Below are 10,916 nucleotides of genomic sequence, written 5' to 3'. Positions count from 1 at the left end.
TTTTTATTATTCCACCTTAACTTTTTTGTTATTTGTGTAAATATTAAAACTGTCCCTCTTTACGAAACCTATGAGGGTAATGTCAAACTTATTAGCTAAATCGATAGCAAGACTTGTTGGCGCACCAACCCCAATCATAATACCAATATCTGTCATTAAAACCTTCTGAACTAGCTCAAAATTAAGTCTCCCAGAACACGTAATAAATTGGTCTTTTGGATCAAATTGGTTTTTCTCCAAAGCACAACCGATAAGTTTGTCTAAAGCGTTGTGTCTTCCAACATCCTCTCTTAGAGCTATCAATTTTCCATCACTATTAAATAGACCACTCGCATGGATACCACCAGTTTTGCTAAATTCAGACTGACCTTCTCTTAAAATATCCGGAGATTGTATAATTACATCTTTTGAAATTTTAGGTTCCGAGGAATTTGTCTTTGTAGTTTTAATTATCTCTAGTGCATCCAATGAAGATTTGCCACAAACACCACAAGAGGAGTTGGTTAAAAAATCTCTTTTGATTTTTGATATATTTACATTTTCTGAATTATTGAGTGTTGCTAGTATTTTATTTTGAATTTTATATTGACCAACTTTGTCTCCATAACTTTCAATACTATCAATATCATTTAAACTTTTTACAATTTGTTCATTAAATAAAAATCCTCTTACAAGATCTTCATCATTACCAGGAGTTCTCATTGTAATAGATAAAGTTTGTTCAACCCAATTATCATTTTCTTTATACTTTAAAGAAATCTCTAATGGTTCTTCAATTGAAACTAAATCTTCAACGTCTTTAAAATTATTAGATGAATACTTTAAAACTTTATATTTTGAATTCATAATTATTTTAAAGGATAGTTTCTTTGCAATAAATATTTATTGATTATGATCGCTAGTAATAAAATTATGATGCATCCAAAAATAATTGGATTAATTAAATAATCATAAGAAGCACTACCAATAATTACAATTATTGGGTTTCCTCCTGCAGGTGGATGAACAACATTTAATAAAATCATTAAGAAAACTCCTATACCTACTGCAAATGCAATACTCATATAAATTGGAAGTGAAATAAAATTAACAAATAACACCCCCACTAAAGCAGTTAACAAATGTCCAAAGAAAACATTTTTTGGTTGAGCAAAAGGACTTTCAGGAAATCCAAACAATAAAACCATAGATGAGCCAAATGATGCTGCAATAAAATATCCAAGAGTACTTTTGTAAGTTAATACTGTAAGTACCCCTATAGTGATTGTTGAAAAAAAACCTGCAATCAATGCTTTTTGTAATAATGGTTTTGTGATTTTGATCATTTAAATTTTTAATGCTTTAACAATTGTTCTTAAAGGTAAAAGCAAACATTCTTTCCTTGAAAGATTTTTTTTATCTAAAATTTCTTTAAAATCTTTCCAGTGTTTTTCTAGACTAACTTTAACATCTTCAAACAATTTTTCACCAGCTGTAACAAAATCTTTTATTTCATTTAAGTTTTTATCCTTAATTTTTCTAGATAATAAGCTGACAGATGCTTGGCAATAAATACAAGATTTACACTGATAACCCATATCTTTTACAACATCATCTTTGACAATTAAGCTTATTTCCATTTCATCTCCACAAATAGGATTTTTGTTTTTTGATTTGTGAGTAAAGTTTTCTAATACTTTGTTATTTTCTGTGTGAGACGCGATTTCTAAAATTCTTAAATCCATTTAATTTCTTTAATTCAACTTTGAATGTTTTATATTTTATTAATGGAACATAACAATATTTTAGGAACAGTGCTAGCAGGCGGGAAGTCACAAAGGTTTGGTGAAGACAAATCTCAGATATTGTTAGCTGACAAAATATTAATTGATTACATTTTGGCAGAAATAATTGATGAATTTAAGGAAGTATTAATAGTATCTAATAATTCAATTAAGTTTATTAATTCAGATAAAATTTCACTAATTGGAGATATTAAAAAAGATCTTGGTCCTCTAGGCGGAGTTCTTTCAGCAATGAAATGGGCAACAGATCATAATAAAAACTATCAATGGATAGCAACTTTTCCAGTAGATACTCCTTTTTTTAAAAAAGAAATTTTAGAGCAATTCATTAATCAAATTGATGAAAATGAAAGTAGTTTATTTTTTATAAAATCAAAAAATACCAGGCATAACATCTTTGGTTTATGGTCGATGAATTTATTAGATCAATTAGAAAATGATCTAGAAAAAGGAGCTAGAAAAGTTGAATTGTGGGCTAATAGTATTGGAGTTAAAACAATTAATATGGAGTTTCCAAATCAAGATCCTTTCTTTAATATCAATACAAAAGAAGATTTAGAACAAGCTAAAGAATTATTAAAAAAATGATTAGTTACGATCAATCTAGAAAAATTTTAAAAAAAGCAAAAATTAAAATTAAAGATGAAACTATATTAAGTGAAAATTCTCTTAACAGAGTGATTTCAGATAATATTTATTCAAAGATCAATTATCCATCAGGAGATAACGCTGCATTTGATGGATTTGCAGTTAAATCAAAAGATACTAATGGAATTAAGAAAAATTCACCAAAACAATTTAAAATAATTGGATCTATTGCAGCAGGAACAAAATCATTAAATAAAAAAATTAAAAAATATGATGCTGTTGAAATAATGACAGGTGGTATAATTCCAAAAGGTTTTGATACAATTATTCCAATAGAACAAATCGTTTTTTATCCAAATAAAAATAATAAAAAATACATATTAGTTAATCAAAAAATTAAAAAATTTAACCATGTAAGATTCACAGGTTCAGATTTTAAAAAAGGTGAGATGGTTGTCAAAAAAAATACAATTATTCAACCAAATCATATTTTAGCTTTTAAAACTTTGGGGATAAAAAAGATTAAAGTTAAAAAGAAAATTAATATTTTATTTTTTTCAACAGGAAATGAAATTACTGACCAAGACAATATACCAAACTGGAAAGTTAGAAACTCTAATAGTCATTATATAAAAAATCTTAAAGAAAATTTTTTATTCAATTTTAAAAATGGTGGAATACTTAGAGACAATCATCTAAATATTTATAAATCACAAATTAAGAAACTTATAAATAGTGATACTGATATATTGATAACTTCAGGCGCTGTTTCTGCTGGAAAATATGACTATATTCCAAGTATTGTTAGAACATTTAAATTATCCAATTATTTTAAAAGTGTAGCAATCAGACCAGGAAAACCAATTTTATTTGCAAAAATTAAAGGAAAACAAAAGGCAATCTTTGGACTTCCAGGTAATCCAATGTCGTCATCTGCTTGCTTTAGATTTTTTGTTATTCCTTTTATGGAAAACATTTTAGGGCTAAGTGAAGAACATCCTATTAGGGCAACTTTAAAAAACAGCTTTTCAAAAAAGCAGAATTTTACAAGGTTTGCAAAAAGCAAATTAAGCACAACTAAAAATGGAAAAATAGAAGTTGAGATTTTGCAAGGGCAAGAGTCTTTTAGAGTAAAGTCTTTTGTTAAATCAAACATTTGGTCTTTGTTGCCAGCGGGGAAATCAAAATTTAAAAAAGGGGATATCTTAGATTGTTTTTTCCCCAACCATTCTAATCAATCTTTGATTTAGAAACGTATTTTTGTTGTAGAAAAATCTTTTTAGAATTAGATTTCTACAAATGTTAGAGTTAAGAAATCCAAAACTTGCTGTCCCAATTGTACTGTTTGCTGGCATATTATGGTCATTTGGACCTTTGGTTGTAAGGTATATGGATAGTCCCAATCTTGTTCCTTGGCAGTATATATTTGGAAGAGGTTTAACTATTTTTATTCTACTTAATCTCTATCTGTATTTTGAAGAAGGAAAAAACTTCTACAAAAATTACTATAAAATAGGATTATCAGGAATTGTTGGTGGCTCAGGTCTTGGAGTTGCAATGATCACGTTTATTTATTCTATAACAAACACCAGCGCTGCTGTTACTTTACTTTGTTTAGCTGCAATGCCTTTTTTTACAGCTCTTTTGGCATTTTTATTTCTTAGAGAACGAATTTCACTTAATGTTTGGATATCAATTATAATTGCTTCAGCTGGTATATTGATAATGGCAATTGGTAATACTGGTGAAAAATCTTTAATTGGTTTTGTATTTGGATTAACTTCTTCAATAGGTTTTTCAGTATTTTCAGTTTCACTAAGATGGAGAAAAGAAACTCCTAAGTTTACAACAGTTGCTTTTGCTGGTTTCTTTTGTTTTGTGTTTGCATCAATTATGATTTTGTCTACTGGACAAGCATTCTTTGCTACAAGTTATAATAGTTCATTATTTTCACTACATGGATTTTTAGTTTGTTCAGGATTAATTTTATATTCAATTGGTTCAAAAGCTATTCCAGCTGCTGAGTTAACATTGTTATCTTTAACAGAAGTTGTGGGTGGAATATTTTGGGTTTGGTTACCAATTTTAGGAATTAACGAAGTGCCATCAACAAATACAATTATTGGAGGTTTTTTTCTGTTTGTATCTTTATTCTACTACAGTTTAATTATGAGATGGAATAAACGCTACATAGCATTAAATTAAATTATAATGGAACGACCTGATTTTTTTGAACTTAAAAATGGTGAAAAAGTAAAATTACCATTTACAGATAAAGAGTATAACGATCGAGTAAGTAAACTTAGATCAGTGATGGATAAAAATAATTTAGATATGATTATTTTAACATCCATGCATAACGTTGCATATTATACAGGTTTTATTTATTGTTCTTTTGGTAGACCATACGGATGTGTCATTACTCAGGATAAAATCTCAACAATTTCAGCTAATATTGATGCAAGTCAACCTTGGCGTAGATCTCATTGTGATAATGTAATTTATACTGATTGGAAAAGAGATAATTTTTTAAGAGCAATTGTATCAATTATTGGAAGAGATGAGCCTCCAAAAAACATTGGAATTGAAAATGATCATGTCACTTTAGATATGAGAGAAAAAATAGGATCTATTTTTACTTTCTCTCTATTTAGTGATGTTTCAAAAGATCTAATGAAACTTAGAATGATTAAATCTGATGAAGAAATTGAGATCATTCGAAATGGTGCAAGGATTGCAGACATTGGTGGTGAAGAAATAGCTAAAAATATTAGAGAAGATAACACTGAGATCGAAGTAGCAATAGCAGCAAGAGATAGAATGGAAAGAGAGATTGTTAAAAGTTATCCAGGTGCAGAATACATGGACACTTGGGTATGGTTTCAATCTGGTATCAACACAGATGGAGCTCACAATCCAAAGACTAATAGAAAATTAGTTAAAGGAGATATTTTATCTTTAAATACTTTTCCTATGATCTCAGGATATTATACTGCACTAGAGCGAACTTTGTTTTTGGATCATGCAGATGATTCATCACTTAAAGCTTGGGAAGCAAATGTTAAAGTGCATAAGCGAGGATTAGAATTAATCAAACCAGGTGTTAAATGTTCAGACATTTGTCATGAGCTAAATGAATTATTTGCAGAACTTGGTTATCTTCAGTACAGAACATTTGGTTATGGTCATTCATTTGGTATGCTTTCTCACTTTTATGGAAGAGAAGCTGGTTTAGAATTAAGAGAAGATATTGATACTGTTCTTGAGGAAAATATGGTGGTGTCTATGGAGCCAATGATCATGATCCCAGAAGGTAATCCTGGTGCTGGTGGATATAGGGAACACGATATATTAGTGATTGGTAAAGATGGAGCAGAAAATATTACAAAATTTCCTTTCGGCCCTGAGCATAATATTATAAAAAACTAATCTTTATGAGTGAGAATAAAACTATTGTTAATAGTTGGAATGAGTGGGATCCGTTAAAACACGTTATAGTTGGGAGAGCGGATGGTACTTGTATTCCAGCACCAGAGCCAGCATTAGATGCAAAAGTTCCTGAAGATAGTGATATGAGAGGACAGTTTGGTCCAAGAACCAAAGACACCGTCGATAAGGCAAATGAATTATTAGATAACTTTTCAAACATGCTTCAAAAAAGAGGCATTAAAGTTGATCGACCAACACCAATTGATTTTAATCAAAAAACATCAACACCAGATTGGGAAGCAGAAACTATGTTTGGTTGTATGCCTCCAAGAGATGTTTTGTTAACTGTTGGTAATGAAATTTTAGAAGCAACAATGAGTTATCGATGTCGTTGGTTTGAATATCTATGTTACCGACCATTACTTAAAGATTATTACAATCAAGATCCTAACATGAGACACGAGTCTGCTCCAAAGCCAAGACTAACAGATGCAGATTATAGAAAAGATTATCTATCAGATAAAATTGGGGTTCAAAAAAGATTAGAGTGGACTGAAAAAAAATATTTTGTAACTACTGAAGAAGAGCCATTGTTTGATGCAGCAGATGTATTGAGATTTGGAAAAGACTTGGTTGTTCAACATGGATTTACAACTAATTTAAAAGGAATTGATTGGCTAAAGAGACATTATAAAGATCACAGAGTACATGCAGTAAATTTTCCAGGAGATCCATATCCTATTCACATTGATGCAACCTTTACCCCAATAAAAGAAGGTTTAATTATCAATAATCCTCAAAGAAGATTGCCAAAAGAACAAAGAAAACTTTTTGAAGATAATGGTTGGGAAATTGTTGATAGTGCTCAACCAGCTCATAACGAACCACCACCACTATGTTATTCTTCAACTTGGTTATCAATGAATGTTTTAGTTTTAGATCCTAAAACAGTTTGTGTAGAGAAAAGTGAAACTTATCAAGCTGAGCAGTTAGATAAATTAGGAATGGAAGTAGTACCAGTAGAGCTTAGAGATGCTTATGCTTTTGGTGGAGGACTTCATTGTTGTACAGCAGATGTATATAGAGAAGGCACTTTAAAAGATTATTTTCCAAAACAATAACAATGGCTAAAATAAAAACAAAAAGAGAGCGAGTTAAATTCGCATCAGATAATATTGCGGGTGCTTGCCCTGAAGTATTAGAGGCAATCATTAAAGCAAATGAAGGAGATAGTACTCCCTATGGAAATGATCCTTTATCAACTGAATTACAAGATAAGTTTTCAGAAATATTTGAAAAAGAGGTAATTGTTTTTCCAACTGCTTCAGGTACAGCTGCTAATGCTTTGGCTTTATCTACGATGACACCTTCGTATGGAAATATTTATTGTCATAAAATGTCCCATATTAATACTGACGAATGTGGTGCACCTGAATTTTATACAGGAGGTGGAAAATTAATCCCTTTAACTGGAATAATGGGAAAAATAACTGCAGAAGAATTACATCAATCTATAGGTGGAAAAGGTATTGTTCATCACACTCAACCTTCATCAGTTAGCATTACTCAAGTGTGTGAAACAGGAGAGGTTTATCAATTAGATGAAATCAAAAAAATTGCAGAAGTCACTCACAAATATAATTTAAATTTACATATGGATGGTGCTAGATTTGCTAATGCATTGGTATCTTTAGATGTAACTCCTGCTGAAATGACTTGGAAGTCAGGGGTTGATGTATTGTCATTTGGAGCAACTAAAAATGGATGTTTAGCAGCTGAAGCAATCATATTTTTTAAGAAAGAATTAGTAGGGGATATTGCCTTTTTAATGAAAAGAGCTGGGCACTTATTGTCTAAAATGCGTTTTGTATCTGCACAGTTAGATGCTTATATTTCAAATGATGTTTGGTTGAGAAATGCAAAGCATGCAAATGCAATGGGTAAAAAATTAAGCGATGGTTTAAGTAAACATAATGATATTGAAATTGCTTACCCAACTGAGGCAAATGAAGTTTTTGCAAAATTTCCAAGAGAAAAAATAGAACATCTAAACTCAAATGGTTACAAAATGAATGAAGAAGAATTGGATGGTAAAGCTGTAAGATTGGTTGCTGCTTGGAATACTAAAGATAGTGATGTTAATGAATTGTTAAATACAATTGAAGCTAACTAGGATTTTCTTTTAAAAACTTAATATAATTTATCACTTCATCAAACTGTTCGTCTGGAATATCCCTATAACTTGCATTGAATTTACTTTTTACGCAGATAGCAACATGAGCATAGGGGTTTCTTCCTTTTGGATGATTTGGATGGTCAGGTAATTGCCCCACCAAATAATCGCCAGCTTCCTGAATAATTTTCCAGAGTTTACTTGCGTTTTCTTTATTCACTATGCTTTAAATTATGTTTTATCTTTTTCTCTACAAGTATTCTACAAGTTGTCCTATATAATCCTATAACCTAAAACCAAGATCGATAGAATTTTTTTCATTGGCTACTAGAATATATTGCATAAGCCAAAGCTACAAGTTCTATGGCTATTATTACTTCAAGCATAAATTTAATAATTTAATTAATATTTAAACTAAAGTATGACAAAAATAATTAACCCTATAATTATGATACCAAAAAATCTCAATATACCACCAAGACACCCTGTTTCAATCATTGCTCCTAAAATTACTAAAAACACATAAGCAACTATTATGAACGCAGCAATTTCAACCATTTAGTTCAAAACCCTGTCTAAAAATTCTATCAATGCAACACTCTATCAAAAATGCTCAAAGTCACATAACAATTATAATTATCCCTATCAACTTCCACTTCAATTTCATCTTCTGGATCAACTTGAGGTCCTTGTAAAATACTATGTATGTAATTATCAATTACATTATCGGTTACATAAAAGTTGAATGTTTTCTTAAATGTTTTCATCAAAATAACTTATCTTTTTTTGAACATTGATACATACTATCAGTTCCAATATGGTCATCACTATTTGGATATCTTAATAGCTTTTTAGTTTCCATTTGACCGCTATATCTGTTTAATTTTGCCGAATAAAATAATTGTATTTTCTCATCTTTTTTTAATCTACTAAAATGTTGCCAAGAAATTTCTGTATCACTCCAATTGTCTTTTCCATGAGACAAATCATCTGACCACATACCACTTTTGGCTCCATAATGATATGGCGCCTTAAGAACTCTTTTTAACTTTGTATTCAAAATTAATGTAACATCCATTTCATTATTTAATTTTTTTTGACTCTGATATCGTTCATTTGTTTCTTCACCTGAAATAAATTTGCAATTTAATGTTAGCTCTTCAGCAAAAGCACCCCCACTTAGAACCAAGGTGAACAGAATAGTGAGGAAGATTTTTTTTAAATTAATCATATAAAAGTTTATAAGTTAAAAATGCAAGCTCCAAGGCAATCAATATCTCAAACAATTTAGTAAGCGTAGATGAATAGAGTTTGAACTCCTCCAACATCTTTTTCTCTAACCTCTCCCATTCCATACTCAGTAACTTTACTATTTTTAAAAATTACATGAAAGTCTGCTCTGTCCCAAGCCCATTTACTTATAAGTTTGTGGTTATAGTGGTATACTGTAAATTCACCTCTAACCTTAAAACCATCAGGTTTTCCAAGTTTCTTTTCTACAATAGAAATATTATCACCCGGCGATATTTTTTTTAATTTATCGCTAAATCCAATATCTAAAAGACCAGCAAATGCACTAGAATAACAAAAACATAAAGTTAAGATAACAATTAATATTTTTTTCATAATCCAAGATTACCAAATCCTGAACAGAGAGTCTATTTGCTTAAAAAAAGACTATTTGATTTATCTTTTTTTCTACAAGTTTGACATCAAGTTTTTTGATTAAATAGATGAGTCTTTCTACGATTTATTTTAAATCAATTTTCTATTATCTGCATAACTAGTGTCTACTAGTGTGAGGTAGTGTGTACTAGGGTGTCCCTCTATTCCACCAAATAATCGCCAGCTTCCTGAATAATTTTCCAGAGTTTACTTGCGTTTTCTTTGTTCACAGTGTCTAATTTATTGTGTCTCTTCAAATTCGAGTATGGTTAGTGTTTATATTATAAAATATGATTAAATATAGAGAAGAAATTGACGGTTTAAGAGGATTGGCAGTATTACCTGTAATTTTTTTTCATGCTGGTTTTGAAATTTTTCAAGGAGGATATGTAGGGGTAGATATTTTTTTCGTCATAAGTGGATATTTAATTACTAATTTAATTATTAATGAACTTAATGATAAAAGTTTTTCGTTAAAAAAATTTTATGAGAGAAGAGCAAGAAGAATTTTACCTACATTAATATTCGTAATATTAATTACTTCGTTATTATCTTTTATATTTTTATCAAAATATGATGTGTATTATTTTTTCAGAAGTATAAATCCTTCATTATTATTTTATTCTAATTTTTATTTTTGGAAACACACACCATATGTAAAAGAATTATATGAAAATGAACCTTTAGTCCATACTTGGAGCCTTTCAATTGAAGAACAGTTTTATATCATATTTCCATTAGTGTTAATTTTATTAAATAAATATTTAAAAAAATATATTGTTATTTTTTTTATATTTTTATTTACTACAAGCTTATTATTTTGCCATATTACTGAATTAAAAACATCGGGTATATTAAACTTTTACTTCACATTTAGTAGAGCTTGGGAATTATTATTAGGATCTATTTGTGCATACTTAATTTTATATAATAAAATATCAATTAAAAAATTCTGGAAAAATTTTTTTTCTACCTTGGGATTCTTATCAATTTTATTTTCAATATTTTTATTTGAGTATGAAACACTTCACCCCTCTTTTTACACATTATTTCCAACTCTAGGAACTGCATTAATAATATTATTTACCGATAATGATTGTTATCTAAAAAAATTTTTATCCATTAAATTACTGGCTGGTATTGGTCTAATTAGTTTTAGTTTATATCTTTGGCATCAACCAGTGATTGTTTTTGCTAGATCTTTTTTTGAAAATTTTTCGAATGAAAAAAAAATATTATGTATACTTTTGTCAACTATATTATCTTTAATAAGTTAC

Annotated in this window: 14 protein-coding genes; 7 read left to right on the top strand and 7 right to left on the bottom strand. The window is 29.4% G+C overall.

Translation table 11 applies throughout. The annotated features are described in order from the left end of the window. Window positions 1-6 precede the first annotated feature (6 nt). From fdhD to ACTTAY_RS03990, 3 genes are read right to left on the bottom strand one after another with little or no spacing between them, the layout of a single operon-like run. Complete coding sequence (gene fdhD / locus ACTTAY_RS04000; protein ID WP_440672460.1) at window positions 7-846, bottom strand: formate dehydrogenase accessory sulfurtransferase FdhD; 840 nt, start codon at window positions 844-846, stop codon at window positions 7-9. A gap of 2 nt (window positions 847-848) precedes the next feature. Then, window positions 849-1,325: an HPP family protein gene (locus tag ACTTAY_RS03995; protein ID WP_440672459.1), complete on the bottom strand. Its 477-nt coding sequence runs from the start codon at window positions 1,323-1,325 to the stop codon at window positions 849-851. Continuing rightward, entirely contained in the window at window positions 1,326-1,724 is a 399-nt protein-coding gene (locus ACTTAY_RS03990) for an iron-sulfur cluster assembly scaffold protein (protein ID WP_440654614.1), read from the bottom strand. A 42-nt stretch (window positions 1,725-1,766) separates the two neighbouring features. Between ACTTAY_RS03990 and mobA the strand changes: the two genes are divergently transcribed. The 6 genes from mobA to ACTTAY_RS03960 are packed head-to-tail and all read left to right on the top strand — an operon-like array spanning window position 1,767 to window position 7,974. Next, on the top strand, window positions 1,767-2,372 hold the full coding sequence (mobA, locus tag ACTTAY_RS03985; RefSeq protein ID WP_440672458.1) for a molybdenum cofactor guanylyltransferase: 606 nt from the start codon (window positions 1,767-1,769) through the stop codon (window positions 2,370-2,372). Next, the gene (locus ACTTAY_RS03980; protein WP_440672457.1) at window positions 2,369-3,622 is read left to right on the top strand and encodes a molybdopterin molybdotransferase MoeA; all 1,254 of its coding nucleotides are present in this window, start codon (window positions 2,369-2,371) and stop codon (window positions 3,620-3,622) included. Before mobA ends, ACTTAY_RS03980 begins: the two co-directional genes overlap by 4 nt. A 49-nt stretch (window positions 3,623-3,671) precedes the next feature. After that, on the top strand, window positions 3,672-4,577 hold the full coding sequence (locus tag ACTTAY_RS03975) for a DMT family transporter (RefSeq protein WP_262589588.1): 906 nt from the start codon (window positions 3,672-3,674) through the stop codon (window positions 4,575-4,577). A gap of 6 nt (window positions 4,578-4,583) precedes the next feature. Beyond that, the gene (locus ACTTAY_RS03970) at window positions 4,584-5,801 is read left to right on the top strand and encodes an aminopeptidase P family protein (protein WP_440672456.1); all 1,218 of its coding nucleotides are present in this window, start codon (window positions 4,584-4,586) and stop codon (window positions 5,799-5,801) included. A 5-nt stretch (window positions 5,802-5,806) separates the two neighbouring features. After that, complete coding sequence (locus tag ACTTAY_RS03965; RefSeq protein ID WP_440614666.1) at window positions 5,807-6,922, top strand: serine/threonine protein kinase; 1,116 nt, start codon at window positions 5,807-5,809, stop codon at window positions 6,920-6,922. A gap of 2 nt (window positions 6,923-6,924) precedes the next feature. Continuing rightward, window positions 6,925-7,974 carry a threonine aldolase family protein gene (locus ACTTAY_RS03960; RefSeq protein ID WP_440672455.1) on the top strand — a complete coding sequence of 350 codons (1,050 nt, stop codon included), beginning with the start codon at window positions 6,925-6,927 and terminating at the stop codon, window positions 7,972-7,974. Here the strand turns inward: ACTTAY_RS03960 and ACTTAY_RS03955 are convergent. From ACTTAY_RS03955 to ACTTAY_RS03940, 4 genes are all read right to left on the bottom strand, one after another. Next, window positions 7,967-8,194 carry a hypothetical protein gene (locus ACTTAY_RS03955; RefSeq protein ID WP_440672454.1) on the bottom strand — a complete coding sequence of 76 codons (228 nt, stop codon included), beginning with the start codon at window positions 8,192-8,194 and terminating at the stop codon, window positions 7,967-7,969. The two genes, ACTTAY_RS03960 and ACTTAY_RS03955, sit on opposite strands and share 8 nt — an antisense overlap. Before the next feature lie 194 nt (window positions 8,195-8,388). Beyond that, window positions 8,389-8,532: a hypothetical protein gene (locus ACTTAY_RS03950; RefSeq protein WP_440672453.1), complete on the bottom strand. Its 144-nt coding sequence runs from the start codon at window positions 8,530-8,532 to the stop codon at window positions 8,389-8,391. A 208-nt stretch (window positions 8,533-8,740) separates the two neighbouring features. Then, window positions 8,741-9,205 carry a hypothetical protein gene (locus ACTTAY_RS03945; protein ID WP_440672452.1) on the bottom strand — a complete coding sequence of 155 codons (465 nt, stop codon included), beginning with the start codon at window positions 9,203-9,205 and terminating at the stop codon, window positions 8,741-8,743. Window positions 9,206-9,261: 56 nt separating this feature from the next. Continuing rightward, window positions 9,262-9,600 (bottom strand): hypothetical protein, encoded by a 339-nt coding sequence (locus tag ACTTAY_RS03940; protein ID WP_440672451.1) that lies wholly within the window; start codon window positions 9,598-9,600, stop codon window positions 9,262-9,264. Between the two features lie 329 nt (window positions 9,601-9,929). Between ACTTAY_RS03940 and ACTTAY_RS03935 the strand changes: the two genes are divergently transcribed. Next, the coding region (locus ACTTAY_RS03935; RefSeq protein ID WP_440672450.1) for an acyltransferase family protein at window positions 9,930-10,916 on the top strand (987 nt) is incomplete at its 3' end.

The sequence above is a fragment of the Candidatus Pelagibacter sp. HIMB1715 genome (assembly GCF_052047595.1).
GTDB lineage: Bacteria > Pseudomonadota > Alphaproteobacteria > Pelagibacterales > Pelagibacteraceae > Pelagibacter.
The sequence above is the reverse complement of the archived record's forward strand: the minus strand, read 5'-3'. Positions and strand labels throughout refer to the sequence as shown.

Excerpts from the sequence above, each read along its gene's own strand:
- ACTTAY_RS03965 (WP_440614666.1), top strand. The coding sequence starts at position 5,807 with ATGAGTGAGAATAAAACTATTGTTAATAGTTGGAATGAGTGGGATCCG.
- ACTTAY_RS03940 (WP_440672451.1), bottom strand. The coding sequence starts at position 9,600 with ATGAAAAAAATATTAATTGTTATCTTAACTTTATGTTTTTGTTATTCT.
- ACTTAY_RS03980 (WP_440672457.1), top strand. The coding sequence starts at position 2,369 with ATGATTAGTTACGATCAATCTAGAAAAATTTTAAAAAAAGCAAAAATT.
- ACTTAY_RS03970 (WP_440672456.1), top strand. The coding sequence starts at position 4,584 with ATGGAACGACCTGATTTTTTTGAACTTAAAAATGGTGAAAAAGTAAAA.
- ACTTAY_RS03950 (WP_440672453.1), bottom strand. The coding sequence starts at position 8,532 with ATGGTTGAAATTGCTGCGTTCATAATAGTTGCTTATGTGTTTTTAGTA.
- ACTTAY_RS03975 (WP_262589588.1), top strand. The coding sequence starts at position 3,672 with ATGTTAGAGTTAAGAAATCCAAAACTTGCTGTCCCAATTGTACTGTTT.
- fdhD (WP_440672460.1), bottom strand. The coding sequence starts at position 846 with ATGAATTCAAAATATAAAGTTTTAAAGTATTCATCTAATAATTTTAAA.
- ACTTAY_RS03990 (WP_440654614.1), bottom strand. The coding sequence starts at position 1,724 with ATGGATTTAAGAATTTTAGAAATCGCGTCTCACACAGAAAATAACAAA.
- ACTTAY_RS03945 (WP_440672452.1), bottom strand. The coding sequence starts at position 9,205 with ATGATTAATTTAAAAAAAATCTTCCTCACTATTCTGTTCACCTTGGTT.
- ACTTAY_RS03995 (WP_440672459.1), bottom strand. The coding sequence starts at position 1,325 with ATGATCAAAATCACAAAACCATTATTACAAAAAGCATTGATTGCAGGT.
- mobA (WP_440672458.1), top strand. The coding sequence starts at position 1,767 with ATGGAACATAACAATATTTTAGGAACAGTGCTAGCAGGCGGGAAGTCA.
- ACTTAY_RS03960 (WP_440672455.1), top strand. The coding sequence starts at position 6,925 with ATGGCTAAAATAAAAACAAAAAGAGAGCGAGTTAAATTCGCATCAGAT.